Source organism: Nocardioides currus, from assembly GCF_003057875.1.
Lineage (GTDB): Bacteria > Actinomycetota > Actinomycetes > Propionibacteriales > Nocardioidaceae > Nocardioides > Nocardioides currus.
Genome location: NZ_PYXZ01000001.1, coordinates 242,929 through 269,219 on the forward strand (window position 1 = coordinate 242,929; position 26,291 = coordinate 269,219).

Annotated in this window: 22 protein-coding genes; 13 read left to right on the plus strand and 9 right to left on the minus strand. The window is 72.1% G+C overall.

The window, feature by feature from the left end; genetic code table 11:
* Positions 1 to 4: 4 nt before the first annotated feature.
* Positions 5 to 919 (plus strand): LysR family transcriptional regulator, encoded by a 915-nt coding sequence (locus C7S10_RS01180; RefSeq protein WP_108342578.1) that lies wholly within the window; start codon positions 5 to 7, stop codon positions 917 to 919.
* Between the two features lie 26 nt (positions 920 to 945).
* Entirely contained in the window at positions 946 to 1,965 is a 1,020-nt protein-coding gene (locus tag C7S10_RS01185; RefSeq protein ID WP_108342579.1) for an NYN domain-containing protein, read from the plus strand.
* Here C7S10_RS01185 and hemE read toward each other — a convergent pair.
* Positions 1,962 to 3,014 carry a uroporphyrinogen decarboxylase gene (gene hemE, locus C7S10_RS01190; protein ID WP_243395140.1) on the minus strand — a complete coding sequence of 351 codons (1,053 nt, stop codon included), beginning with the start codon at positions 3,012 to 3,014 and terminating at the stop codon, positions 1,962 to 1,964. The two genes, C7S10_RS01185 and hemE, sit on opposite strands and share 4 nt — an antisense overlap.
* Before the next feature lie 71 nt (positions 3,015 to 3,085).
* Here hemE and C7S10_RS01195 point away from each other — a divergent pair, with 71 nt between their 5' ends.
* The gene (locus C7S10_RS01195; protein ID WP_108342581.1) at positions 3,086 to 3,703 is read left to right on the plus strand and encodes a DUF3000 domain-containing protein; all 618 of its coding nucleotides are present in this window, start codon (positions 3,086 to 3,088) and stop codon (positions 3,701 to 3,703) included.
* A gap of 2 nt (positions 3,704 to 3,705) precedes the next feature.
* Entirely contained in the window at positions 3,706 to 5,019 is a 1,314-nt protein-coding gene (locus C7S10_RS01200) for an HRDC domain-containing protein (RefSeq protein WP_108342582.1), read from the plus strand.
* A 3-nt stretch (positions 5,020 to 5,022) separates the two neighbouring features.
* Here the strand turns inward: C7S10_RS01200 and C7S10_RS01205 are convergent, their stop codons facing one another.
* Entirely contained in the window at positions 5,023 to 6,402 is a 1,380-nt protein-coding gene (locus C7S10_RS01205) for an ABC transporter substrate-binding protein (protein WP_165807015.1), read from the minus strand.
* Between the two features lie 166 nt (positions 6,403 to 6,568).
* On the opposite strand from C7S10_RS01205, the gene C7S10_RS01210 reads away from it, so the two are divergent.
* On the plus strand, positions 6,569 to 7,171 hold the full coding sequence (locus C7S10_RS01210; protein WP_108342584.1) for a hypothetical protein: 603 nt from the start codon (positions 6,569 to 6,571) through the stop codon (positions 7,169 to 7,171).
* Positions 7,172 to 7,399: 228 nt separating this feature from the next.
* Here the strand turns inward: C7S10_RS01210 and hrpA are convergent, their stop codons facing one another.
* Both hrpA and C7S10_RS22440 read right to left on the minus strand, forming a co-directional pair.
* A complete protein-coding gene (gene hrpA / locus C7S10_RS01215; protein ID WP_108342585.1) occupies positions 7,400 to 11,233 on the minus strand; it encodes an ATP-dependent RNA helicase HrpA in 3,834 nt (1,277 codons plus the stop codon).
* A 49-nt stretch (positions 11,234 to 11,282) separates the two neighbouring features.
* On the minus strand, positions 11,283 to 11,780 hold the full coding sequence (locus C7S10_RS22440) for a hypothetical protein (protein WP_133176401.1): 498 nt from the start codon (positions 11,778 to 11,780) through the stop codon (positions 11,283 to 11,285).
* A 126-nt stretch (positions 11,781 to 11,906) separates the two neighbouring features.
* On the opposite strand from C7S10_RS22440, the gene C7S10_RS01225 reads away from it, so the two are divergent.
* Both C7S10_RS01225 and C7S10_RS01230 read left to right on the plus strand, forming a co-directional pair.
* Positions 11,907 to 12,632 carry a response regulator transcription factor gene (locus tag C7S10_RS01225; RefSeq protein WP_108342587.1) on the plus strand — a complete coding sequence of 242 codons (726 nt, stop codon included), beginning with the start codon at positions 11,907 to 11,909 and terminating at the stop codon, positions 12,630 to 12,632.
* On the plus strand, positions 12,629 to 14,002 hold the full coding sequence (locus C7S10_RS01230) for a sensor histidine kinase (RefSeq protein WP_108342588.1): 1,374 nt from the start codon (positions 12,629 to 12,631) through the stop codon (positions 14,000 to 14,002). Before C7S10_RS01225 ends, C7S10_RS01230 begins: the two co-directional genes overlap by 4 nt.
* Here the strand turns inward: C7S10_RS01230 and C7S10_RS01235 are convergent.
* Positions 13,995 to 14,588: a TetR/AcrR family transcriptional regulator gene (locus tag C7S10_RS01235; RefSeq protein WP_108342589.1), complete on the minus strand. Its 594-nt coding sequence runs from the start codon at positions 14,586 to 14,588 to the stop codon at positions 13,995 to 13,997. The genes C7S10_RS01230 and C7S10_RS01235 overlap by 8 nt on opposite strands.
* 48 nt (positions 14,589 to 14,636) lie before the next feature.
* Here C7S10_RS01235 and C7S10_RS01240 point away from each other — a divergent pair, with 48 nt between their 5' ends.
* Genes C7S10_RS01240 through C7S10_RS01250 form a run of 3 tightly spaced genes read left to right on the plus strand, consistent with a single transcriptional unit; the run spans position 14,637 to position 17,552 of the window.
* Positions 14,637 to 16,154 (plus strand): flavin-containing monooxygenase, encoded by a 1,518-nt coding sequence (locus C7S10_RS01240; RefSeq protein WP_108342590.1) that lies wholly within the window; start codon positions 14,637 to 14,639, stop codon positions 16,152 to 16,154.
* Positions 16,151 to 16,984, plus strand: a complete 834-nt coding sequence (locus tag C7S10_RS01245; protein WP_108342591.1) for an SDR family NAD(P)-dependent oxidoreductase — start codon at positions 16,151 to 16,153, stop codon at positions 16,982 to 16,984. The genes C7S10_RS01240 and C7S10_RS01245 overlap by 4 nt, the downstream gene beginning before the upstream one ends.
* A gap of 10 nt (positions 16,985 to 16,994) precedes the next feature.
* Complete coding sequence (locus C7S10_RS01250) at positions 16,995 to 17,552, plus strand: ribonuclease FAU-1 family protein (RefSeq protein WP_108342592.1); 558 nt, start codon at positions 16,995 to 16,997, stop codon at positions 17,550 to 17,552.
* Positions 17,553 to 17,557: 5 nt separating this feature from the next.
* Here the strand turns inward: C7S10_RS01250 and C7S10_RS01255 are convergent, their stop codons facing one another.
* Positions 17,558 to 18,895 (minus strand): threonine/serine exporter family protein, encoded by a 1,338-nt coding sequence (locus tag C7S10_RS01255; protein WP_243395141.1) that lies wholly within the window; start codon positions 18,893 to 18,895, stop codon positions 17,558 to 17,560.
* A 65-nt stretch (positions 18,896 to 18,960) separates the two neighbouring features.
* Between C7S10_RS01255 and C7S10_RS01260 the strand changes: the two genes are divergently transcribed.
* Positions 18,961 to 20,100, plus strand: coding sequence for a glutamate--cysteine ligase (locus C7S10_RS01260; protein WP_108342594.1), 1,140 nt, complete (start codon positions 18,961 to 18,963; stop codon positions 20,098 to 20,100).
* Positions 20,101 to 20,239: 139 nt separating this feature from the next.
* Here C7S10_RS01260 and C7S10_RS01265 read toward each other — a convergent pair whose 3' ends face one another.
* Positions 20,240 to 21,349 (minus strand): FUSC family protein, encoded by a 1,110-nt coding sequence (locus C7S10_RS01265; protein WP_108342595.1) that lies wholly within the window; start codon positions 21,347 to 21,349, stop codon positions 20,240 to 20,242.
* A gap of 86 nt (positions 21,350 to 21,435) precedes the next feature.
* Here C7S10_RS01265 and C7S10_RS01270 point away from each other — a divergent pair, with 86 nt between their 5' ends.
* Positions 21,436 to 22,836, plus strand: coding sequence for a WS/DGAT/MGAT family O-acyltransferase (locus C7S10_RS01270; RefSeq protein ID WP_108342596.1), 1,401 nt, complete (start codon positions 21,436 to 21,438; stop codon positions 22,834 to 22,836).
* A gap of 6 nt (positions 22,837 to 22,842) precedes the next feature.
* Here C7S10_RS01270 and C7S10_RS01275 read toward each other — a convergent pair whose 3' ends face one another.
* Entirely contained in the window at positions 22,843 to 24,000 is a 1,158-nt protein-coding gene (locus C7S10_RS01275; protein WP_108342597.1) for a site-specific DNA-methyltransferase, read from the minus strand.
* A 150-nt stretch (positions 24,001 to 24,150) separates the two neighbouring features.
* Between C7S10_RS01275 and C7S10_RS01280 the strand changes: the two genes are divergently transcribed.
* Entirely contained in the window at positions 24,151 to 25,605 is a 1,455-nt protein-coding gene (locus C7S10_RS01280; protein ID WP_108342598.1) for a phosphodiester glycosidase family protein, read from the plus strand.
* A 15-nt stretch (positions 25,606 to 25,620) separates the two neighbouring features.
* Here C7S10_RS01280 and C7S10_RS01285 read toward each other — a convergent pair whose 3' ends face one another.
* Positions 25,621 to 26,229, minus strand: a complete 609-nt coding sequence (locus tag C7S10_RS01285) for a hypothetical protein (RefSeq protein WP_108342599.1) — start codon at positions 26,227 to 26,229, stop codon at positions 25,621 to 25,623.
* Positions 26,230 to 26,291: the final 62 nt, after the last annotated feature.

Sequence of the window (26,291 nt, forward strand, 5' to 3'; positions counted from 1 at the left end):
GCGGATGCGCATCGAACAGCTGGAGTACGTCGCGGCGGTGACGGCCCACGGATCGCTGCGCCGCGCCAGCGAGGCGCTGCACATCTCGCAGCCTGCCCTCAGCGAGGCCGTCACCAAGCTCGAGCGCGAGCTCGGCCTGACCCTCATCGACCGGCGTCGGTCGGGCTCGAAGATCAGCCGGCAGGGCCTCGACCTGCTGCAGAACATGACCGAGGTGCTCGAGTCGGTCGACCGGCTCCGGCAGGCGGCCGGCGACCAGGCCGTGCGGGTGCGCGAGCTGCGCATCGGCACCGTCAACACCGCCTCCTCCACCCTGCTGGTGCCGGCGCTGCGCGACCTGCACGCGCTCCACGACGCTGGGGGCGTCGAGGTCGTCAACGCCCAGCAGAGCGAGATCCACCAGGGGCTCGGCGAGGGGACGCTCGACCTCGGCCTGGTCAACGTGCTGCCGGGCGACGACGTCCCGGTCGGCCTTGTCTCCGGCGAGCTCATCCACGGCCAGCCCGTGGCGTGCCTGCGCAACGACCACCCGCTCGCCGCGAAGGACCACGTCACGATCACCGACCTGCGCGCGGAGCCGCTGATCGCGATGCGGCCGGGCTACGTCATGCACCGCTTCGCGCACCGGCTCTTCGGCGGCTCGATGCCCACCACGACGTACTCCACCGATGGCGCCGAGATGGGCAAGGCCATGGTGGCCGAGGGCCTCGGGGTCTCGATCCTCCCGGACTACTCGATCTCGGCCGACCCGCTCGTCACCGCCGGCATCATCACCACGCGCCCCATCCACGGCGACGACACCACCGTCTCGCTGCTGATGCTGCGTCGCAACGCCGACCACGTGCCCGCCCAGCTGCGCGACCTCCAGGCGGCACTCGTCCGCCACGCCGGCGCCTACCGGAGCGCGCGCTCCGCCTGAGACCACCGCCGCACTAGGGTCGGCCCATGGACAACGACCTCCACGGGAGCACCCGCATCGCCGTGCTCATCGACGCAGACAACACCTCCGCGAAGTACGCCGAGGCGTTGCTGGAGGAGGTTGCCAAGTACGGCACCCCCACCATCAAGCGGGCCTACGGCGACTTCGCGTCGCCACAGCTCTCCGGCTGGATCAAGCAGCTCAACGCCCGGGCGATCCGGTCGATGCACCAGACCGCCTTCACCACCGGCAAGAACTCCACCGACTCGGCGCTGATCATCGACGCGATGGACCTGCTCTACGCCGACAACGTCGAGGCCTTCGCGATCGTCAGCAGCGACAGCGACTTCACCAGCCTCGCCCTGCGGCTGCGCGAGTCGGGCAAGAAGGTCTACGGCATCGGCCGCAAGACCACCCCCTCGTCGCTGCAGAACGCGTGCGACAAGTTCATCGCCCTCGAGGTGCTGATGACCGAGGGGCACACCGACGAGGCCGCCGACGACGAGGCCGTGGACGAGAAGGCCGCCACGGAGTCGCCCTCCCTCAACCTCCAGAGCGCCCTCACCAAGGCCGTCAACGCCAACTCCGACGACGACGGGTGGGTGTCGGTGTCGCAGATCGGCAACCACCTCACCCGCACCCACGCGTCCTTCGACCCACGCAACTTCGGCTTCACCAAGCTCACCGCCCTGGTCCGCGCGCAGCCCTACCTCGAGTGCCGCGGCGACGCCAACCGCCTCGAGGCGAGGCTCAAGACCGCGAAGCGGCCGGCCTCCAAGAAGACGGCGACCAAGGCGCCGACCAAGGCGCCGTCCAAGTCGGAGACCAAGGCGGAGTCCAAGTCGGAGACCAAGTCGGAGACCAAGGCGGAGTCCAGGTCGGAGACCAAGGCGCCGAGCACGAGGAAGACCACCCGGAAGGCGCCAGCGAAGGCCGTGCCCGCGCCGGAGCCGGAGGTCGTCGAGGAGGCGCCCGTCCCCGCCGTACCCACCGTCACCGTCACCACGCGGACCCGCTCCACGCGCAAGGCCGTCGCGAAGGACTAGATCGGGTAGGCCTGCACGAACTCGGTGAGGGCCTTGAGCTGGCCGGGGTCGGTCGAGGGGATCACGCCGTGGCCGAGGTTGAAGATGTGGCCGCGGGCGGTGCGGCCGTCCTCGATGATCGCGGCCGCGCGGGCGGTCATCACCTCGGTCGGGGCGAAGACCAGCGTCGGGTCGAGGTTGCCCTGCACGGCCTTGTCGCCGACACGGGCGATGCCGTCGGCGAGCGGGGTGCGCCAGTCGATGCCGACCACGTCGGCGCCGGCGGAGGCCATCAGCCCGAGCAGGTTGGTGGTCCCGACGCCGAAGTGGATCCGTGGGACCCCCAGCGAGCCGGCGGACTCGAGCACGCGGGCGGAGTGGGGCATCACGTGCTCGGCGTAGTCGTCGGGGGTGAGGGCGCCGGCCCACGAGTCGAAGAGCTGGACGGCGCTGGCGCCCGCCTCGACCTGGACGCGGAGGTAGTCGGCCGCGATGCCGGCGATCTTGCGCATCAGCGCGTCCCACACCTCGGGGGCGCCGAACATCATCGCCTTGGTCTTCGCGTGCTCCTTCGACGGCCCGCCCTCGACGAGGTAGGACGCGACGGTGAACGGCGCTCCCGCGAAGCCGATGAGCGGGGTGCTGCCCAGCTCGGCCACGAGCTGCTGCACCGCACGCGTGATGAAGGGGACGTGCTCGGCGGTCAGGTCGGGGATCGCCTCGACGTCGGCCAGCGTGCGCACGGGCGAGGCGACGACCGGGCCGATGCCCGGCTTGATGTCGAGGTCGACGCCGACCGCCTTGAGCGGCAGCACGATGTCGGAGAAGAAGATCGCGGCGTCCACGCCGTAGCGGCGGACCGGCTGCAGGGTGATCTCGGTGACGAGGTCGGCGTCCATGCACGACTCGAGCATCCCGATCCCCTCGCGGATCTCGAGGTACTCCGGCAGCGAGCGCCCTGCCTGACGCATGAACCACACCGGCGTGTGGCTGGGGGTCTCACCCCGGGCGGCCGCCAGGAAGGGGCTGTCGGCGAGGGGGCCACCGGAGGACACGGGGTTGAGGGTCACGGGCGAATCTTCGCAGGTCAGGCGGCGTGGCGGCACATCGCCATCGGCGACCGCTGACCTAGTCTGAACGCATGGTGGCGCGTCACGAGACGCACTCGGACACGGGTGCCGGGCCTGCGGAGTTCCGTACGGCGGTCGCCAGCATGCGCTCCGCGTCCTTGCGTCCCGAGGTGTTCTGCGAGGAGATGCCGGCGCCGCAGCGCATCGCGCCGTACTCCTCCGCGCTCTCCGCCGACGTCACCGTCGACGACGTCGACCTCGGCACCGGGCGGATCATCCTGCTCCACGACCCGGCCGGCAACGAGGCCTGGAACGGCACCTTCCGGTGCGTGGTCTACGCCCGCGCCGACATCGACCCCGACCTGATCTCCGACCCGATGCTGGCCGCGGTGGGCTGGTCGTGGCTGAGCGAGGCGCTGGACGCGCACGGTGCGGCGTACGCCGAGATCTCCGGCACCGTCACCAGCGTGGCCACCGAGAGCTTCGGCGGGATGGCCGACGAGGAGGCCACGGCCCAGCTCGAGGTCCGCGCCTCCTGGACCCCGCTCGCCACCGACGACGACGCACCCCTGGACCTCGCGCCGCACGTCGAGGCGTGGACCGAGCTGCTGTGCACCGCCGCCGGACTGCCCCCGGTCCCCGAGGGCGTCACGGCGATCCCGAGCCGGCGCGGTCAGCGCGGCTCGTGACGATGGACGAACCGACCTCGACCGAGCCCGACGCGCCGGAGGCTCCCGCGACCCCGGAGCCGGAGCCGGCGCCGCTCCTCACGCTGCGCGACGGCCTGCCGGAGGTCGTGGAGACGCCGGAGGCGCTGGCCGAGGCGTGCGCCGCGCTGGGCGCCGCGAGCGGTCCGGTCGCGATCGACGCCGAGCGGGCCTCGGGCTACCGCTACTCCGCCCGCGCCTACCTCATCCAGCTGCGCCGCGAGGGCGCCGGCACCTGGCTGATCGACCCGATCGCGTTCGACGGACTCGCTCCACTGCAGGAGGCCCTGGCCGGCACCGAGTGGATCCTGCACGCCGCGACGCAGGACCTCCCGTGCCTGCGCGAGGTCGGCCTGGAACCGTCGTCGCTCTTCGACACCGAGCTGGCCGGTCGGCTCCTGGGCTACCCGCGCGTCGGGCTCGCCACCCTCGTCGAGACGCTGCTGGGCCAGCGGATGCGCAAGGAGCACTCGGCCGCCGACTGGTCGACGCGGCCGCTCCCGAAGGCTTGGCTCGACTACGCCGCCCTCGACGTCGAGGTGCTCCTCGAGCTGCGCGAGCTGATGGTCGACGAGCTGGCCAAGGCCGGCAAGACCGAGTGGGCGCAGCAGGAGTTCACCCACCTCCTCGACTTCACCCCGACCGTGCGACAGGACGCCTGGCGACGTACGTCCGGCGTCCACCGCCTGCGCGGGCGCCGTTCGCTGGCCGCCGCCAAGGCGCTGTGGGAGGCGCGTGACGAGATCGCCGAGCGTCGCGACGTCACGCCGGGGCGGATCATCCCCGACGCCGCGATCGTGGCCGCCGCGACCGCGCTGCCGGCCGATCGGGCCGCGCTGATGGGCACGCAGGGCTTCCACGGACGGGGCGCCGAGCGCTACTCCCGCACCTGGGTCGAGGCGCTCGCCGCGGTCCGCGCGATGACCGAGGACGAGCTCCCGACCCGCACCCCGCGCGTCGACGGCCCGCCGCACCCGCGCATGTGGGCCGACCGCGACGCCGTCGCCGACCGCCGGTTCAAGGCGGCCCGCGCCTCCATGCTCACCCTCGCCGAGGAGCACCACCTCCCGGTCGAGAACCTCCTCACCCCCGACTACGTCCGCCGCGCCATGTGGTCGCCGCCCGCGACCCGCGAGCCCGCCGAGCTCGCCGACGCGCTGCGCGCCCAGCTCGGGTCGTACGGCGCTCGCCCCTGGCAGCTCGAGCTGGTCACCGGCGCGCTGACCGGCGCGGTGCTGGCCGGCGACGTCGAGCCGCCGGTCGAGCCGGCCGAGCCGGCTGACCCGTCCGACGACTGAGCGCTATTCGCTGGGGGACTCGGTCGGCGCGGGCGGCTCCGTGGGCGACTCGGTGACCGACTCGGGGTCGAGGATCGCCTTCGACGCGGTGTCGATCTCCTCGGTGGCGGCCTCGAGGTCGAGCACGCCGGGACTGGTCACGAGGGCGCTCAGCAGCGGCCCGACGGTCTCCTCGAGCTCGGGACCGGTGGCGAGCAGCGGCGGGATCACCATCCCGCGGATGGCGGAGTTGAAGACGGTGGCGTGGGCCGGCTCCCGACCGGGCCACAGGAACGCCTCGGAGGCGGCGACCTCGGTGTTGGCCGGGACGATGTAGCCGGTGCGGGTGACGATCTCGAGGGCAGCGTCGGAGACGGCGTAGGCCAGGAAGTCGGCGGCGTCGTTGACGTGCTCGGAGTCGGCCGACAGGCACAGGCCGTCGATGTCGCCGACGGTCGCCGGGGAGTCGATCACCGGCATCGAGATGGTGTCGAAGGACAGGTCCTCGTCGGCGCGCAGCTCGGGGACGAGGTCGCGGAAGCCGGCGATCATGGCGAGCTTGCCGCGCTTGAACAGCTGGAGGGCGGTGGCGCTGCGCATCTCGTCGGCGCTCGGCGTCAGCAGCGGGTCACGCAGGATCGCCAGCGTCTGGTCGAGCGCCGAGCGGCTGTCGTCGCTGGAGAAGTCCAGCGAGGTCGGCTCGTCGTCGTCGTTGAGGACCTGGCCGCCACCGGAGTAGATGAACGGCGCCAGCCCGCGCAGGGTCGGGTCGATCCAGACGCCGTCGATGGTGCCGCGCCGGGTCGCGAACTGGAGGGCCGCGGCGAACTCCGCGATCGTCCAGCGGTCGCTGCGCACGCCGTCGGAGTCGAGCGGCACGTCGAGCCCGCGACGCTCCATCTTGGCGAAGTCGACGGCCTCGTCGTTGTAGTACATGACCATCGGCGAGACGGAGTAGGGCATGCACTGGAGATCGTCGTCGTAGGAGAAGGCCTCGAGCGCGTCTCGGGAGTAGCGGTCGCCGAAGTCGACGCCGCGCTCGTCGAGCAGCTGGCTCACCGGCCGGGTCGAGGTGCTGTCCGCGATCTGCAGCAGGTCGCGCCGCGCGGTCAGGAACACGTCGGGGCCGTCACCGGCGAGGACCGCGGCGAGCGCCTCCTCGTGGGTGGGCCAGGTGACGAGCTTGACCCGGCGCGACTGCGACGTGGCGTTGAACGAGTCGACGACCTGCTGGAAGGCGTCCAGCTCCTCGGGTTCGCCGAAGGCGCCGAAGGTCAGCATCCGCTGCTCCTCCCCCGGCTTGGTGGTCGCGCTCGAGCTCGGCGACGGGGTGGGATCGGTCGACGGCTCGTCGTCCTCGGAGCAGGCCGCGAGCCCGAGGCTCAGCACGAGTGCCGACGTCATCGCAATCAGCCGCCGCGTCATCTCTCCCGCTTCCTCGTCCAGCTCGTCCGACTCACCCAGGCCGCCGGTCCAGCGACCGGTCGGCCGGGGCAACCTTACGGTGGCGTCCCAGACCGGCCCGCGCCCGGCACGGGTCGAGCATAGGGCCGCCTCCTACAGTGGTCCGGTGCCCGAATCCGACGCCCCGCGACACCACCGCCCCCGCGTGCCCGGTGCGGCGTTCTTCGAGGAGCTGACCGGCGGCGCCGACCCGGCCGAGGTCCGCGAGGCGGGCGACCTGGCGGCCACCATCCTGGTGCGCGGGGCACGGGGCACGACCGACGAGGCGATGACCGAGCGAGTCCTGCACCTCGCCGACACCGAGGGCCTCGAGACGCTCGCCGAGGTGTGGTCGGGCGCCCCCGCCGACACGCTCGCGGGGTGCCTGTGGCGCCTCTACGTCCTGCGCGCGTGGGTGCACCGCTCACCGGCCCAGGCTGCGAGGGAGTACGACGCGGGGCTGGCCGGCGCGCCGGTCGCACGTGTCGTCGCCGGCGTCGCCGACCCGCCCGGGCCCGACGAGGTGAAGACGATGATCGACGCCGTGCTGCGTGGGATCGTCGGCGACTTTGCCGTCACCCTGCTGCGTGCCGCCGCCTTCGCGCGCGTCGTCGCCACCGGTCGCGCGAGCGCGTCGGGGGCCAACCACACGGAGACGATGCGGATGCTGGCGCTCTCCGAGCAGCTCGAGGCGGCGGGTCACCTCGAGCTCCGCGATTCGCTTTCGTGAGCGCGATCGCGACGTAGACTCTGCGGCGGAGCACGCCGGATCGCGGCAGCCCCGGGTCCCGAAATCAGCCGCTACGAGCGGCCACGCGCCGTGAGGCGCTCCCGGTCCGGCGTGCTCCGATCACTCTTCGGTTTCCCCGGCTAACCGGGGAAACTCGAACTTCCGGGGGTTTGCATGCCCCCCGAAGTTCACATTTCCCCGGCTAGCCGGGGAAACCCAAAGGGCGCGCTAGCCCGCCGCGAGCGCCTTGCGGATCCGCTGGTCGCTGACCGACCCCTTGGTGCCCAGCTGCTGGGCCCACAGCGAGACGCGGTACTCCTCCAGCAGCCAGCGCACCGCCCGCTGCCCCTGGCTCGGCGGCCGGCCGGGCGGGAGCGCGGCGACCTGGTGCAGCCAGGCGTCCTGCAGGTCGGCCATCTGGTCCATCAGCTGCCGGTCGCGGGCGACCTGCTCGTCGAGCCGGGCGCGCCGGTGTTGCACGGCGGCGAGGTAGCGCGGGAGCTCGCGCAGCTGGGCGGCCCCGGCGTCACCGATGAACCCGCGCGACATCAGCCGCTCGACCTGCGCCTTCATGTCCGTCAGCGCCGGCAGCGTCGTCAGCTCCGCGCGACCCGAGAGGGCCTTGTCGGTCGTGCGCCACGCACCGAGCACCCGGATCACGTCGTGCACCGTGGCGGTCACCGCGGCGAGGTGGTCCGTGCGCGCGATGGCCAGCAGCGCGTCGTACGCCGCCTCGTCACGCACGGGCGGTCGCGCGTCGACGAGGTCGCCGACCACGGCGGCGCGGACGTCGTCGACGAGCTCGCCGACGGTGGGGTACGGCGATCCGACGAGCGCCAGCTGCTCGAGCTGGTCGAGCCCGAGCTGGGGAGGCGTCGGTGAGCCGCCGAGGGCGAGCAGCAGCAGGCGGCGTACGCCAAGCCGGTGCCGGGCGGCGGCCTCCTCGGCCGACGGGCACACCTGCAGGCCGACCGTGCTGCCCTCGTCGACCAGGGCCGGGAAGCCGCGCACCTCGTGGCCGGCGCGGGTCTGGGTGAACGACTCCTCGATGGTGCCGAAGGTCCACGTCGTCTGACCGGTCGCGGAGACGCCGGAGTCGGCGGCGACGTCGGCGATCGCCTGCTCCAGGCTCGGGCGCAGTGGCTCCTTGAGCGACTCGAGGTCCTTGCCGCGGGCGGCCTCGCCGCCGTCCTCGTCGACGACGCGGAAGGTCGGCTGCAGGTGCGCGGGCACCTTGGCCCAGTCCCACGCCTCGCGCGGCACGACGATCCCGGTCTGGCCGAGGAGGTAGCGCTCCAGCGCGTCGAGGAGCGGCTCGGCCCCGGCTGGTACGGCGGCCAGGAACTCGCGCGCCTTGTTGGGGGCGGGCACGAAGTTGACCCGGAGGTTCTTGGGCAGGCTGCGGATCAGCTCGGTCACGAGCTCCTCCCGCAGGCCCGGCACCAGCCACGAGAAGTCGGCCGCCTCGACCCGGTTGAGGGTCGCGACCGGCACCTCGATGGTCAGGCCGTCCTCGGCGGCGCCGGGCTCGAAGTGGTAGCTGATCGGGAAGGTCAGGCCCGCCTCGTCCGAGTCGTGCCAGCTCGTCGGGAAGTCGGACGCCCGGACCTGCTCGGCGCCGGCGTGCGTGAGCATCTCGGGGTCGAAGGTCAGCAGGTCGGGGCGCTTCGTGCGCTGGCGCTTCCACCACTGGTCGAAGTGGGCCCCGCTGACGACCTCGGCGCCGACGCGGGCGTCGTAGAAGTCGAAGAGCGTCTCCTCGTCGACGACGATGTCGCGCCGCCGGGCGCGGTGCTCGAGCTCCTCGGCCTCGTCGAGCAGGGCACGGTTGGTGTGGAAGAAGGCGTGCCGGGTGCGCCACTCCCCCTGCACCAGCGCGTGGCGGATGAACAGCTCGCGCGAGATCGCCGGGTCGACGCGGCCGTAGGTGATGAGGCGGTCGGCGACGAGGGGGACGCCGTAGAGCGTGACCTTCTCGTGGGCCATCACCGCCGCACGCTTGGCCGACCAGTGCGGCTCGGAGTAGGTGCGCTTGACCAGGTGGCCGGCCAGCCGCTCGGCCCATTCGGGCTTGATGGCGGCGTTCTGGCGACCCCACAGCCGGCTGGTCTCGACCAGCTCGCCGGCCATCACGAAGTCGGGGTTGCGGCCCTTGAGCACACTGCCGGGGAAGATCGCGAACCGGGCGCCGCGCGCCCCGACGTACTCCCGCATCGGCTTGCGCTCACCGGGCCGCGGACGGTCCCGCTCCTCGAGGGCGCCGATGTGGCTGAGCAGGCCGGACAGCAGCGCCTGGTGGATCCCGTCGCCGTCGGGGACGTCGGCCGGCTGCCCGAGGTCGATCTTCATCTCCTTGCAGACCTGGCGCAGCTGCGACTCGAAGTCCTGCCACTCGCGCACCCGCAGGTAGTTGAGGAACTCGCGCTTGCACATCCGGCGGAAGGCGCTGCTCGACAGCTCGCGCTGCTGCTCCTTGACGTGGCGCCACAGGTTGAGCCAGGTGAGGAAGTCGGAGGTCTCGTCCTTGAAGCGGGCGTGCTGCTGGTCGGACTGCGCCTGCTGCTCGGCCGGGCGCTCGCGCGGGTCCTGGAGGCTGAGCGCGGCCGCGATCACGATGACCTCGCGCACGCAGCCGAGGCGCTCGGCCTCGAGGATCATCCGGCCCAGGCGCGGGTCGATCGGGAGTCGGGCCAGCCGGCGGCCGAGCTTCGTGAGCGAGGGCCCCTCCCGGGGGGCCGTCGGGACGGCCGGGGAACCGTCGGGTCGACCACGCGGCGTACGACGACCCGACCGTTCCCCACGGACGTCGGGCTCCCCCAGCGCGCCGAGCTCCTCGAGCAGCTCGACGCCGGCCTTGACGTTGCGCTTGTCGGGCGGCTCGACGAACGGGAAGCGCGCGATGTCGCCGAGCCCGAGGGAGGTCATCTGGAGGATGACGCTGGCGAGGTTGGTGCGCAGGATCTCGGGGTCGGTGAACTCGGGACGTCCCTCGAAGTCCTCCTCGGCGTAGAGCCGGATCGCGATCCCGGCCTCGACGCGACCGCAGCGGCCCGAGCGCTGGTTGGCGCTGGCCTGGCTGATCGGCTCGATCGGCAGCCGCTGGACCTTGGTGCGCAGGGAGTAGCGCGAGATCCGGGCGACGCCGGTGTCGATGACGTAGCGGATCCCCGGCACGGTCAGCGAGGTCTCGGCGACGTTGGTGGCGAGCACGACGCGGCGTACGGACTGGGGATGGCTGGAGAAGACGCGGTGCTGCTCGGCGGCGGAGAGCCGGGAGTAGAGCGGGACGACCTCGAGGCGGTCGGACTTCAGGGCGTCGAGGGCGTCGGCGGTGTCGCGGATCTCCCGCTCGCCGGGCAGGAAGACGAGCACGTCGCCCGGCCCCTCGGCGGAGAGCTCGCGCACGCCGGCGATGATCGCCTCGGTCTGGTCGCGCTGGATCGGCTCACCCTCGTCGTCGTCCTCGGGCAGCTCCAGCAGCGGGCGGTAGCGGACCTCGACCGGGAAGGTGCGCCCCGACACCTCGACCACCGGGGCGTCGAAGTGCTCGGCGAAGCGCTCCACGTCGATGGTCGCGCTGGTGATGATGACCTTGAGGTCGGGGCGGCGCGGGAGCAGCCGCTTGAGGTAGCCGAGCAGGAAGTCGATGTTGAGCGAGCGCTCGTGCGCCTCGTCGATGATGATCGTGTCGTACTTGCGCAGCTGCCGGTCGCGCTGCAGCTCGGCCAGCAGGATGCCGTCGGTCATCAGCTTGACCCGGCTGGCCTTCGACGTGCGGTCGGTGAACCGGACCTGGTAGCCGACGAGGTCGCCGAGCTCGGTGCCGAGCTCCTCGGCGATCCGCTCGGCGACCGACCGTGCGGCGATCCGGCGGGGCTGCGTGTGACCGATCAGCTTCCCGTCGCTGCCGCGGCCGAGGTCGAGGCAGATCTTCGGGAGCTGGGTCGTCTTCCCCGAGCCGGTCTCGCCGGCGACGATGACGACCTGGTGGTCGCGGATGGCGGCCGCGATGTCGTCACGGCGCGCGGAGACCGGGAGCGCGGGCGGGTAGGTGATCTGCACAACCGGACCATTCTCGCGCACCCCGCAAGCCGATTGCGCCGCCGGTGGGTCAGGAGCTGGACGACTCGCTCGGCGTATCGCTGGGCGCCTCGCTGGGCGTCTCGCTGGGGGTCGGGGCGGGTACGGCGCCGTCCGGCTGCCGGAAGTCGCGCGGGCCGGGTCGCTCGCCCCGGTCGAACCCGCCCGGTCCCATGCCGTCCCGTCCGAACCCTCCCGGGCCGAAGCCTTCGCGACCGAAGCCGCCCCGGTCGAAGCGGTCGTGGTCGCCGCCGTCGCTGGCGGCGTGCACGACGGCTCCCCCGACCCCGCCGACGACCAGCGCGGCGAGGGCCGCGGCCAGCAGTGCCCGGGTGGTGTGGAGGCGCTCGCCGGTCCCGGCGAGGCGTTGGCGCAGGGTGCGGCGGGCGGGCGCGGACTCCTCGACCGGGGCGGCAGGGGTTGCGGCAGGGGCAGCCGGGTCGGCCGGAGGGGCGGACGGGGTCTCGGGCTCGGCCGAGGACGGGCGGACAGGCTGCGTCTCGGGGTGCGGATCGTTCTGGTCGCTCATGGGCGCGAGCATGCGCGCCGTACCTGTCCGGAGCCTGTGAACCAGCCGTGACTGTGCGACGCAACTCCTGTACGGGACACACGATCCTCACAGCCAACGCACAGCGACCCTGTGCAGGATGAGGGCATGGAACTCACCAGGGCCGACGGATCGCCGGTGCGCGTGCTCGTCGTCGACGACGAGGTCAACATCGCCGAGCTGTTGTCGATGGCGCTGCGCTACGAGGGCTGGGACGTCTCGATGGCCCACACCGGCCGCCAGGCCGTGAGCAGCGCGGCCGAGGTCAGGCCGGACGCGGTCGTGCTGGACATGATGCTGCCCGACTTCGACGGCCTCGAGGTGCTGCGCCGCATGCGCGCCACCCAGCCCGACGTGCCCGTCCTGTTCCTCACCGCCCGCGACGCCGTCGAGGACCGGGTCGCCGGGCTGACGGCCGGCGGTGACGACTACGTCACGAAGCCGTTCTCGCTGGAGGAGGTCGTGGCCCGGTTGCGCGCGCTGATGCGCCGCTCGGGCGCCAGCGTCGCGACCGAGCGCAACGTGCTGGCCGTCGGCGACCTGACCCTCGACGAGGACAGCCGCGAGGTGTTCCGCGACGGCACCGAGGTCAGCCTGACCGCCACCGAGTTCGAGCTGCTGCGCTTCCTCATGCGCAACCCGCGCCGCGTGCTCAGCAAGGCGCAGATCCTCGACCGCGTCTGGCAGTACGACTTCGGGGGCCAGGCCAACGTCGTCGAGCTCTATATCTCCTACCTCCGCAAGAAGATCGACGCCGGCCGCGAGCCGATGATCCACACGATGCGCGGCGCGGGCTACGTCCTCAAGCCGGCCACCGCGGACGCCACGCCGTGAGCCGCTTCCGGTCCCTGACGGCGCGGCTGGTGCTCGTCGCCGTCGCGCTGGTCGCGCTGGTCTCGATCCTGATCGCCGGGGCGACCGTGCTGGCGATGCGCTCCTACCTCACGGGCCAGCTCGACGACCGGGTCGCGTCCGCCGCCGAGTCGCTCGAGCACGACAGCCAGCGCCCGGGACCGGGGTCGGGGCCGCAGTTCGGCAACCTGGGCCCGGGCGCCCTGATTATCGGCTTCCAGAACGGTGAGCGCGTGGGCTTCGTGCTCCGCGAGGGGTTCGCCGACCCCGAGAAGCTCCCTTCTGCACAGGTGCAGAAGATCCTCGCGACCGACGACGACGCGCGGTCGCTGACGGTGAGCGGGCACGGCGCGTTCCGCATCCGATCCATCGGCAGCGGCGACGACCGGGGCATCGTGGGGCTGCCCGCGGCCGATGTCGACGACTCGGTGGAGCAGCTGGCCGTCCTGGCCGCGATCCTCGCGCTGGCCGGGATCGCCGCTGCAGGGGTCGCGGGCACCGTCGTCGTACGCCGCCAGCTGGCCCCGCTCCGCGAGGTGGCCGCGACCGCGCACGCCGTCGCCGAGCTGCCGCTGTCGGAGGGTGCGATCGACCTCACCGACCGCGTGCCCGAGCGGCTCACCGACGAGCGCAACGAGGTCGGGCAGGTCGGCTCGGCCCTCAACACGCTGCTCGACCACGTCGAGTCCAGCCTCGCCGTACGCCACCGCAGCGAGCAGCAGGTGCGACAGTTCGTTGCCGACGCGAGCCACGAGCTGCGCACACCGCTGGCCACCATCACCGGCTACACCGAGCTCGCGCGGCGCCAGCCCGCGGCGACGCCCACCGCGCTGGACAAGGTCGAGTCGGAGTCGGCGCGGATGACCTCGCTGGTCGAGGACCTGCTGCTGCTCGCGCGGCTCGACTCCGGTCGGCCGCTGGCGAACGAGCCGGTGGACCTGACCAAGCTGCTCGTCGAGGCGGTCAGCGACGCGCGGGTCCTCGGCCCCGACCACACGTGGCGCCTGGTCCTGCCCGACGAGCCGGTCGAGGTCCGCGGCGACGAGCAGCGGCTGCACCAGGTCGTCACCAACCTGCTGACCAACGCCCGCAAGCACACGCCGGCCGGGACCACGGTGTCCGTGACGGCCCGGCCCGACGGGTTCACCGTCCGCGACGACGGGCCCGGCTTCCCGGCCGACCTCGTCGACCACGCCTTCGAGCGGTTCGTCCGGGCCGACGAGGCCCGCACCAGCAGCGGCGGGGCCGGGCTCGGGCTCGCGCTCGTCGACGCGATCGTCCACGCACACGGCGGCCGGGTCTCGCTCACCTCGTCCCCGGGCGACACTGCCTTCGACGTACGCCTCAGGTGAGGTCGACCAGTGCCGGCAGCGACAGCGCCAGCACGGACAGCAGCTCGTCGCGGGTCATCACCGACGGGTCGTCGGCCCACGTCAGGACCATCTCCTCGGCCATCGCCGACCAGCCGCGCACGACCAGCCGCGCCTGCGGGGTGTCGGTGAGGATCTCGCCCTGGGCGTCCTCGCGGAAAATCCGGTCGGTCAGCGCGAAGCGGCCCTCGTCGTGGAGCGCCCGCAGCTCGTCGGTGCCGCCGGCGGCCGCGCGCACCAGCGAGCGGTAGAGCGTCAGGTTGTCGAGCACGTAGTCGACGTAGACCCCCAGCGAGGTCAGCAGCCGCTCCAGCGGCTCGCCCTCGGCCGGCGGCGCGGTCTGCTCGACGAGGTGCTCGACCGCGTGCCGGATGACGGCGAGGCGGAAGTCCTGCTTCGAACCGAAGTAGTGGTAGAGCAGCCCGCGCGAGACGCCCGCCTCCTCGGCCAGCACGTCGATGGAGATCTCCTCGACCGAGCGTGTCGCGAACAGCCGCGCCCCGAGCTCGAGCAGCTGCGCCCGCCGGGCCTGCGGGGAGAGGCGGGTCCGCGAGGTGGGGGTGGTCACGCACACACTCTATTGACGGATATTCAACAACCGCAATAGCCTCGCCACATGAATGCAAGCCACGCGTCCCTGCCCGCGACCGTCGACCACCTGGTCGTCGGCGCCGGCTTCGCCGGGTTGGGTACGGCGATCAAGCTGGCCGAGGCCGGCGAGGACGACTTCCTGGTGATCGAGAAGGACGGCGGGATCGGCGGCACGTGGCGCGCCAACACCTACCCCGGCGCGGCGTGCGACGTCCCCAGCCAGCTCTACTCCTTCTCCTTCGCGCCCAACCCGGACTGGTCGATGTCGTTCTCGCCGCAGCGGGAGATCGAGGCCTACCTCACGGAGGTGGCCGGGAGCTCGGGCACGCTCGACAGGTTCGCCTTCGACACCGAGCTGACCGACGCGCGGTGGGACGAGTCCGACCAGCGCTGGCACGTCACCACCTCGCGCGGCGAGGTGGTGGCCAGGACGCTGATCTCCGGGTCGGGCGGCCTGTCGGTCCCGAAGATGCCCGACATCGAGGGCATCGACTCCTTCGCCGGCGAGGTCTTCCACTCCGCCCGCTGGGACCACTCCGTCGACCTGGCCGGCAAGCGGGTCGCGGTCATCGGGACGGGTGCCTCGAGCGTCCAGATCGTGCCGTCGATCCAGCCGGACGTGGCCCACCTCGACGTGTTCCAGCGCTCCGCGCCGTACGTCATCCCGCGCAGCGAGCACCACTACTCCCGCCTCGAGAAGCTGGTCTTCCAGCACGTCCCGGGTGCGCAGTGGGCCTACCGCAACGCGATCTACTGGGCCCGGGAGCTCTACGTCCCCGGCTTCGTGTGGAACCCCGCCCTCGCGGCCCCCGCCAAGAAGCTGGCGCTGGCCAACCTCGCGAAGGGCATCACGGACCCGGAGCTGCGTGCCAAGGCGACCCCGACCTACACCATCGGCTGCAAGCGGATCCTGATCTCCAACACCTACTACCCCGCGCTCGCGGCCGACAACGTCGACCTGGTCACCGAGCCGATCAGCCGGATCACCCCCGACGCCGTGGTGACGGCCGACGGGGTCGAGCACCCGATCGACGTGCTGGTCGTGGCCACCGGCTTCCAGAGCACCGAGCAGCCGATCGCGGCGCACATCCGCGGCCACGACGGCGTCTCGCTCGCCGAGGTGTGGGCCGAGCACGGGATGGCGTCCTACAAGGGCACCACGACCCGCGGCTTCCCCAACCTCTTCCAGCTCGTCGGCGCCAACACCGGCCTGGCCCACACCTCGATGATCGTGATGATCGAGGCCCAGCTGGCGTACGTCCTCGACGCCCTCGCGACCATGAGGGAGCAGGAGGTGGGGGCGCTCGAGCCGCAGCAGGCCGCGCAGGACGACTGGAACGCGGACCTCCAGCGACGGATGCGCCGCACCGTGTGGAACACCGGCGGCTGCTCGAGCTGGTATCTCGACGCCCACGGCAAGAACGTGACGCTGTGGCCACGCTCGACATTCGCGTTCCGCAGGCTGCTGGCCCGATTCGACGCCGAGAACTACGACCTCCAGCCCGTCCGCACCATCCCGATCGCCGAAGGAGCCAACGCATGAGCCACCGTCTGGGAACACTGCGCGACAAGGTCGTCGTCATCACCGGAGCCGGCTCCGGGATGGGACGCGAGATCGCCCGGCAGGCCGCCGAGGAGGGCGCCATGCTGGCCGTCTCCGACTGGGACGCCGACGGCCTCGGCGAGACGGTCGAGATCGTCAAGGAGCTCGGTGCTGAGGTGCGCAGCGACGTCGTGGACGTCTCCGACCGCGACGCGATGGCGCAGTGGGCGGTCGACGTGGTCGGCCAGTTCGGGCGCGTCAACCTGGTGGTCAACAACGCCGGCGTCTCGATCAGCGGCGACTTCGAGACCATGACCTACGACGAGCTCGACTGGATCGTCGGCGTCAACTTCCACGGCGTCGTCAACGGCACCAAGGAGTTCCTGCCGCACCTGATCGCCTCGGGCGACGGCGCGATCGTCAACATCTCCTCCCTCTTCGGCCTGGTCTCGATGCCGGGCCAGTCGGCCTACAACGCCACGAAGTACGCCGTGCGCGGCTTCACCGAGGCGCTGCGCGAGGAGATGCTGATCAACGGCCACCGCGTCTCGGTCACCTGCGTCCACCCCGGCGGCATCAGGACCGGCATCGCCCGCAACGGGCGCACCACCGCGGGCGAGGACCACGACCGGCTGGCCCACGTCTTCGACACCCGGCTCGCCCGGATGCCCGCCTCGAAGGCCGCCTCGATCATCCTCAAGGGAGCCCGGGCCGGGCGGGCGCGCGTGCTCGTCGGCGCCGACGCGCACGTCATCCACCACTTCGCGAAGCTCGCCGGCTCGCGCTACCAGGACGTGGTGGCGCGCCTCGCCCCGCGCGTCAAGGGCTAACGTCGCGCGCATGAGCTTCCAGCCCGGCGACCCGATCCGCGTCGAGGTGACGAAGTGGGGTGATCGCCCGCACTGGGAGTTCGACGGCACCTGGCTCGGCAGCGACGAGTACGGCGAGTGGCTGGGCTTCCCCGCCGGGACCCCGCACGCCCGCCCCGGCATGGCGTTCGACTCGGCGGTCGATACGGTCACCCTGGTCCCGCGCGACCAGCACTGGCTGGCGACCTTCCACGCGCCCGGCATCTGGTGCGACCTCTACATCGACGTCAGCACGCCGGCGCGTTGGGACGGCTCCGTGCTGCGGACCGTCGACCTCGACCTCGACGTGATCCGGATGTCGACCTCCGAGCCCGAGGAGGCGCGTCCGCCCGGGCTGACGGCCGGGCTCGGCGAGGTGTTCATCGACGACGAGGACGAGTTCCTCGAGCACCAGGTCGGCTTCGGCTATCCCGCCGAGGTGGTCGCCGCCGCGCGGACCAGCGCCGACGAGCTCGAGGCCGCGGTGCGGGCCGGCGCAGCGCCGTACGACGGGAAGGCGCACCTGCCCTGGCTCGCGCAGGTCAGGTGACCTGATCAGGTGACACGGTCGGCCCTGGTCTCGCGCCGCGAGGCGCGGAACGGGCCGACCAGGCGGGGACCGGACAGTCGCGACTCGAGGCGACGGGTCTCCCGCTTCAGCGGCTGGGCGAGGTACTCCCCCAGGATCACGCCCGACGCCAGGGCGACCGCGACCGAGGCCGCGGTCATCATCGCGACGATGCCCTGCGAGGTGTTGGAGCCCGCGGCCGCGAGCAGCGACAGGCCGCGGTAGATGGACAGACCGGGCAGCAGCGGCACGATCGACGACACCGCGACCACGAGCGGTGGCACCCGGAACCGGCCGGCGACGCCGTAGGCCACCACGCCGATCGTGAAGGCGCCCACCGCGGCCGCCCACGTGCGGCCGAAGCCGGTGTCGCTGACCAGCGCGTGCAGGAGGGTGGCGGAACCCGCCGTCAGGGCGATCGGCAGCAATGAGCGGCGGGGCGCGAAGCAGGCGAAGGCGAAGGCCGCGGCCGAGACCGCCGCGCCCACGACCGCGACCGCGAGGTGGTTGCCGTAGGACTGGCCGGGCACCAGCTGGCCGAGGTTGATGCCGAGGACCTCGCCCACCGAGAGCCCCGCGCTGACGCCGGCGATGATGCCGGCCGTGGCGAGCAGCGCCTCGATCACCCGAGCCCCGCTGGTGACGTAGAACCCCGTGAGGGCGTCCTGGATGGCGCCCATGAAGCCGATCCCCGCGAGCAGCATGACGATGTTGGCGGTGACGACCAGCGACAGGTCGGCCTCGATCGGGGTGGCCGCGAGCCCGACCGCCCACATCGTGGCCACCGCTCCCCCGGCGACCTGGAGGTAGAAGGTCGGGAGCCGGCGACGGGCCATCACCAGCTGGAAGCGGTCGATCGAGATGGCGGCGGCCGAGGCGATCAGCGCGACCAGCCAGTCGCCGCCGAGGAAGACAGCGACGCTGGCGCACATCACGCCCCACGCGAGCGTGACCGACCACCTCGGCCACGGGTGGCCGGTCGAGAGGATCGTGGCCATCCGGGTCCGGGCGAGGTAGAGGTCGAGCTCGTCCGCCAACAGCTCGCGCACGAGGTGGTCGACCTGCGTCAGGTCGGCGTAGTCGATGTCGCGGTGCTTGACGTTGCGCACCATCATCACCGCCGCGTCCTCGGGGGTCGCCTGGTAGCTCATCGACAGCGACGTGAACGTGACGTCGACCTCGGCGTGACGCAGCCCGAGGTGGGAGGCGACCGAGAGCATCGTGGCGGTGACGTCCGCCGCTCCCGCGCCCGAGCTGAGGAGCACCTCGCCGATGCGCAGGCACAGGTCGAGGGTCAGGTTGAGCTCGCGCGGGTCGTCCACCACGGGGACATGCTCGCACCCACCTCCGGGGGTGATGCGACCCCCCGCGTGGTCCCTACGATGACCGGGTGCGCATCGACTTCCCCATCGCCTTCCAGGCGTCGGCAGCGCCCACCATCGGCGTCGAGTGGGAGTTCGCGCTCGTCGACCGCGAGACCCGCGACCTGTCCAACACCGCGGCCGACCTGTTCGCCGCCGTGACTCCTGAGCTCGTCGACCCGTCGCGGCTGCACAAGGAGCTGCTGCGCAACACCGTCGAGGTCGTGACCGGCATCTGCACGTCGGTGGCGGAGGCGGTCGCCGACCTGCGCGAGACCCTCGGCGTGGTCATCCCGGCCGCCGACTCCCTCGGCGTCGACCTGCTCGGGTCGGGCACCCACCCCTTCGCCCGCTGGTCGGCCCAGCAGCTCACCGAGGGCGCGCGCTACGAGGAGCTGATCAACCGCACACAGTGGTGGGGCCGGCAGATGCTGATCTGGGGCGTGCACGTGCACGTCGGGCTGCCCTCGCAGGAGCGGGTGATGCCGATCATGTCCTCGCTCCTCGACACCTACCCCCACCTGCTCGCGCTCTCGGCCAGCTCGCCGGTGTGGGCCGGGCTCGACACCGGCTACGCCTCCAACCGCTCCCAGATGTTCCAGCAGCTGCCGACCGCCGGCCTGCCCTTCACGTTCGAGACGTGGGAGGAGTTCGAGGCGTGCATCGGCGACCAGGCCACGACCGGAGTCATCGACTCGATGTCGGACGTGCGCTGGGACATCCGCCCGGCGCCCCACCTCGGCACCATCGAGAACCGCGTGTGCGACGGCATGTCCGACATCACCGAGCTCGCCGCGCTCACGGCCCTGATCCACTGCCTCGTCGTCGATCTCGACACCCGCCTCGCCGCCGGCGAGACGCTGCCCACGATGCCGCCGTGGCACGTGCAGGAGAACAAGTGGCGCGCCGCCCGCTACGGCCTCGACGCCATCGTCATCCTCGACGACTCCTCGCGCGAGCGACTGGTCACCGACGACCTCGACGACCTGCTCGAACGGCTCACCCCGGTCGCGCGCCGGCTCGAGTGCGAGGCCGAGCTCCGCTCGGTCGCCGACATCCCCCGCAACGGCGCCTCCTACCAGCGCCAGCGGCAGGTCGCGGCGGCCAGCGGCGGGGACCTCGTGGCGGTCGTCGACTCCGTGGTCGCGGAGCTGCGCGCCTCGCTCTGACCCCGGTTGGCAGGTGGATACCAAACACCCGGTTTCCGAGCCCCGCCGCCGCTCGGTACGTAACCAGCTACCTACCAGCGCCGCCGTGCGCCCGAAAAACCTCGGTTCGGTAGGCACCTACCAACCAGCGTGAGACACCTCAGCCGCGCGGTGGCGGGATCGCGTCGGTCGACTCCAGCTGGTCCATCCCGGTGAGCATCAGCAGGTCGGAGACGACCGCCCGCAGCTGGGCCAGCATCACCTCGATCGACAGCGCGTCCTCGCGCGGCAGCTCGGAGGTCGCCATGCCCACCGCGATCAGCGCCGGCTGGGCCGCGACCGCCATCCGGTTGGCGTGCAGCTCGTCGGCCACCAGGTCCACCGCCGCCGCGAGCTCGCGCGCCACGATCGGGTAGCCGTGGGGCACCGGCCTGCGCTTGTACGCCGCCAGGGCGACGTACCTCGTCAGGACGCGGGTGCTCCGCAGCGACCGGTCCAGCGGCTCGACGAGCTCGGCCATGCGGCGCACGCCCGGCTTGTGCCGGACCCGGAACGGCGACGAGGCGACGACCGCCAGGCCCTCGTCGGCCGCGCTGCGGAGCTCGCGGATGAGGTAGTCGGTGGCGCGTGCGTCGGCGAGCAGGTCGAGCGCCCGGTCGAGCTCGCCGTCGATCATCACGTCGGCGGCCGCGCGCAGCATCTCGGCCTCCTTGCGCAGCACCCGCGCCGCCTGCTCGCGAGGCCGCCGCAGCGCCGCCGCCGGCACGACCGTGGCCGCGACCAGGGCGACCGCACCGCCGACCAGGGCGTCGGTCCACCGTGTCAGGGCGCCGCCGGGACTGGCGATCAGCGTGGAGACGATGATCGACTGCACGGCCGCCTGGGTGACCAGCAGCGGTCCGCCGTCGAGCAGGAAGGCGACCGACATCGCGATCGTCACCACCAGCGAGATCTGCCACCAGCCCGAGCCGAGCCACACCACCATCAGGTCGCCGACCAGCACGCCGAGGGCGACCCCGACGGCCACCTCCGCCACCCGGCGCAACCGCTGGCCGTAGGACGTGCCGAGGCTGACGATGGCCGCGACCGGGGCGAAGAACGGGGTGTCGTGACCGAGCACGTCCGTGGCGACCAGCCAGGCCACCCCGGCCGCGAGGGCGCACTGCACGATCGCGAACGACTTCGACCGGAGGCGCTCGACCCGGGTGCCCAGCGACGTGCGGCTGCGGGTGAGGGCCCGGTCGAGACGATCGAACGGGCTGACCTCCATGGCGGCGATCCTGCCAGAGCGTGTCCCCCTTGTGGCGCCCACCACATCGAGCAAGGATCGGGGTCCGTTGAGGAGGGGCACCCACCATGGTCACACCGATCGACCCGACCGCCGTCGGCTTCCTGCTGGCCGAGAACCGGTCGATGCCGATGCACGTCGGCGGCCTGGCGCTCTACAAGAAGCCCGAGGGAGCAGGCCGCAACTACGTCCGCGACCTGTTCCAGCAGATGCGGTCGGCCGAGGAGATCGCGCCGCTCTTCCTGCGCCACCCGCACCGCTCGGCGCGCACCGCCGGGCAGCTGGTGTGGGAGGACGACGAGCAGTTCGACATCGACCACCACCTGCGCCACAGCGCGCTGCCCAAGCCCGGCCGCGTCCGCGAGCTGCTCGAGCTGTGCAGCCGCCTGCACAGCACCCGACTCGCGTGGGACCGCCCGCTGTGGGAGACGCACGTCATCGAGGGCCTCAGCGACGGTCGCGTCGCGATGTACTCCAAGCTGCACCACGCCCTCGTCGACGGCGTCTCGGCGATGCGGCTGCTGGCCGCGATCCACTCCTCCGACCCCGACGAGCGCGACATGCCGGCCCCGTGGGCGGTGCGGCCGCGACCGCCGCGGCAGGCGCAGCCCGAGACGGAGACCAACCTCGCCGACGTCTCGATGCAAGCGTTGCGTACGGCGATGGGCATCACCGCCGAGGCCGCGGGCATGCCCGGCGCGCTGATCCGCACGCTCACCAAGAGCATCCGCAACGAGACCTCCGCGCTCTCGCTCTACGCGCCCCGCACGATCCTCAACCAGCAGATCACCGGCTCGCGGCGTTTCGCCGCCCAGGACTGGCCGATCGAGCGGATGCGCGCCATCGGCAAGGCGACCAGCACGACGATCAACGACGTGGTGATCGCGATGTGCTCCGGCGCGATGCGCGCCTACCTCCTCGAGCTCAACGCGCTGCCCGAGACCAGCCTGGTCTCGATGGTGCCGATCGGGCTGAACGCCAAGTCGTCGCAGATCGCCTCCGCCGAGGGCGGCAACGCCGTCGGCTCGATCATGGTCAAGATGGGCACCGACCTCCCCGATCCGGCCGCCCGCCTGCGCTCGGTGCACGCGTCGATGAAGGCCGGCAAGGAGGCCCTGTCGTCGATGACGCAGGTCCAGATCCTCGCGATGAGCGCGCTCGGCCAGGCCCCGGCGATCCTGCCGGTGATGCTCAAGATGGGCGGGATCACCAAGCCGCCGTACAACCTCATCATCAGCAACGTCCCCGGCCCGCGGACGACGCAGTACTTCAACGGCGCGCAGCTGATGGGCAACTACCCGCTCTCCATCCCGATCCACGGCATGGCGCTCAACATCACCTGCACCTCTTACGACGGGATGATGTGCTTCGGCCTCACCGGCTGCCGCCGCACCGTCCCGCACCTGCAGAAGCTGCTGACCTACCTCGACGACGAGCTGCTCGCCCTGGAGAAGGCCGCCGGCGTCTGAGCCGACTCAACCAGCGATCGACCGCTCCACCGCGGCCAGCCGGGCGCGGGTGATGTCGGCGACCGTCGCGAACCCGGCCAGCGCAGCGTTGGACCCCGGCCGGGTCGGCTCGGCCGAGTTGATGCTCGTGCAGCGGCGGGTGCCACCGTCGGTGGCGTTGGCCAGCGCGACCGCGTGACCCGTGGTGCCGCTGCCCGCGAAGGGGTCGAGCACCACGGCGTCGCTCGGCATCGTGGCGAGGATCCGGCGCACCAGCCCGGTCGGCTTCGGCGACTCGAAGACGTGGCCGATCAGCGCCTTCAGCTCGGCGACGGCGGTGTCGGTCGACCCGACCTCCTCCGAGAGCCAGATCGTCGTCAGCTTCTTGCGGCGCCCGCCGTCGCGGTGCAGCCAGTCGCGCTGGAACACGTCGACACGGGGACCGCCCCGCCCCTTGATCTCGCGACAGACCAGGTCGTCGGGCCTTTCGTCGATGCGCGGGCGCGACCAGCGCCACACCGCGGGCCGGCCGTCGCCGAACACCGGCCACACCTCCACGGCGCCGTCGAAGCCGGTGGTCGAGACCTCGCCGGTCAGCGGGTCGCCGTACACCGCGAAGTGGAGGGTGGGCGCGGTGACGGGGTTGAACTTCTTGTTGGTGTTGCGCAGCGGCAGGTGCCGGAACGAGCGGCCGTCGTCGCTGACGAGCGGGAAGTCGGAGGCGTCGACCGTGTCCGGACTGCTCGCGTCGAGGACGCAGCGGCGGGCGTCGCGGGCGTAGACGAAGAGGTACTCGTGGCTCGTCGCGAAGCCGCCGCCGAGCTGGCGGCCCTTCGGGTTGAGGTTGACGACGACCTGCGCGAGGAAGTTTGCCTCGCCGAAGACCTCGTCGAGCAGCAGGCGGAGGTACGCCGCCTCGTTGTCGTCGATGCTGAGGAAGATCGCCCCCGTGTCGGCCAGCACGTCGCGCATCGCCGAGAGCCGCGGCCGCATCATCTCCACCCACGCCCGGTGGCGACCGGCGCGGCCACCGTCGGGCGAGCGGAACGAGTCGGCGTAGGCGAAGTCGTTCCCGGTGTTGTAGGGCGGGTCGGTGTAGATCAGGTCGACGCTGCCCGGCTCGAGGGTGGGGAGGACGTCGAGGTTGTCGCCCTCGATGAAGAGGTTGTCCCGGCGTCGACCCACGCCGCGCAGCCTAGCCACGCGGGGAGGCGGCAGGCGCAACCTTCCACGCGATCGGCTCGTCTCCCACCCGTGATGAAGTCAGAGCAGACCGGTCCCGACACACGCAGCGCCTCGCCCGGACGGCTTCGCGGCGCGCTTACTCTGGAGCGCGTGCCTTCCTCCACACGACTGACGTCTGCCCTGCTCGCCGGTGTCCTCGGCCTGAGCCTCCTCGCCACCGCCGGGCCGGCGGCCTCCTCCCCCGCCGCCTCCTCGCCCGCGGCGGCCGCTGCCGGTGCCGGATCGTCCTCCGACGGTCGCAGTGACGGCCGCACCGACCGACTCGGTCCGCTCCAGCGCCGCGCCCTGCGCGAGCCGGGCACCGTGATGGGCAAGCCCGGCCAGACCTCCGACGGGGTGCGCGGCCGGATCGCCCGCCAGCTCCCGCCCGGCGCGCGAGTGACGCCGCCGGTGGTCACCAGCGACGCGACGTACGAGATCGCGCCCGGCCTGACCATCCGCGAGTGGGACCAGACCGACTACCGCGGCCCGGTGCGCGCCAACCTGCTGACCGTCGACCTCAACGCCGCCAACATCTCGCTCGACTACCTCGGCGCGCCCTACGCCGTGCGCCGCCAGACCGTCAGCCAGATGGGTGCCGCGGAGGGCGCGATCGCCGCCATCAACGGCGACTTCTTCGACATCTCCGACACGGGCGCCGCCCTCGGCGTCAACATCGACCGCCAGCGTGGGCTGCTCTCGGGCTCGGCCACCGGCTGGATCCCGGAGAACGCGTCCTTCTACCTCGACTCGACCGGCCGCCCGCAGATCGGCCCGCTGGCCACCAAGACCAAGCTGCGTCAGCGTCCGCGCTGGCCCGTCAGCGGCATCAACCCGCCCACCGTCGCGCCCAACTCCATCGGGCTCTACACCTCCGACTGGGGCTGGACGAAGGGCTACTCCGTCACCGACGGGGAGAAGAAGGTGCGCGAGGTCGTCGTCGTCGACGGCAAGATCGTGTCCAACAAGGCGACGCTGTCAAAGGGCCGCAAGGTCAAGGGGCAGGTGATGGTCGCGCGCGGCACCGCGGCCAACCTCCTCAAGCAGCTCAAGGTCGGCCGCAAGGCGACGTTCAAGTACAAGGCCAAGCCCGGAGCGACCATGGCCGTCTCCGGCGACCGGCCGCTGCTGCTCAACGGCGTGCAGACCGTCATCAACGACACCCTGATGCACCCGCGTACGGCGATCGGCATCGATGTCGACACCAACAGGCTGCTGCTCCTGGTGATCGACGGCCGCAGCGCCTACAGCCGCGGCTACACGATGGTCGAGCTGGCCACCCTGATGCGCGCCCTCGGCGCCGACAGCGCCCTGAACTTCGACGGCGGCGGCTCGTCGACGCTCTACTCGCGCAAGGTCACCGGCGAGATGGGCGTCATCAACGATCCCTCGACCGACATCGACGAGCCCGGCTCCCCCGGGGTCGAGCGCAAGGTCGCCAACGGGCTCGGTGTCTTCTACAACGGGGTCTTCCCGCCGATCGTGCCGCCGGTGCCGCCGGTCACGCCGACCCTCACACCGACGGCCCCGCCGACGACGACTCCGACCACGCCTCCGCCGGCCTGAGCGAGCGCGCCGGACCTACATGTCGGGGACCAGGAACAGCGCCACGTAGGTCTCGGGGACCAGGCACTGGACCTGCGTCTTCGGCAGGGTCGCGCTGACCTCGACCCCGTCGAAGGTGGTGCTCCATCCCACGTCGGTCGGGCTGTCGCAACCGACCGCGACGACGGCGCCGAAGAGCGTGCTGCCCGCCGGCACCGTGGCCGCACGGACGGCCGAGCGGATCGGGTCGGCGAGCTGGGGATCGGTCGAGGAGACGAAGGCGTCGACGGCAGCGTCGTCGACCAGCGCGCTGGCCCGCTTGGTCGGCTCCACCGTGACGTTGGAGGCACTGACGACCACGGCCTGACCGGCGGTGACCTTGTCTCCGACCGTCAGCGATCCACCCGCCCCGCTGGACGAGTCGCTCGTGTCGCCGCTCTCGCTCGGGGTCTGCGAGGGGCTGTCCGAGGAGCTGTCCGACGGGCTGGGCGTCGTGCTCGACGTCTCGGAGGCGGCCGGGTCGCTGGCCGAGTCGTTCGAGTCGGCCTCGTTGCCGCAGCCGACGGCCGTGGCCAGCAGGAGGGCGCAGCCGGCGGCCATCGCGGACAGCCGCACGGGGGCGGGACGGACGGATCGGTGGCTCATGCGAACCTCGCTCGGGTCGGGGCAGGTCGGTCACGTGTCGGTTGGACGATAGCCCGACGTCG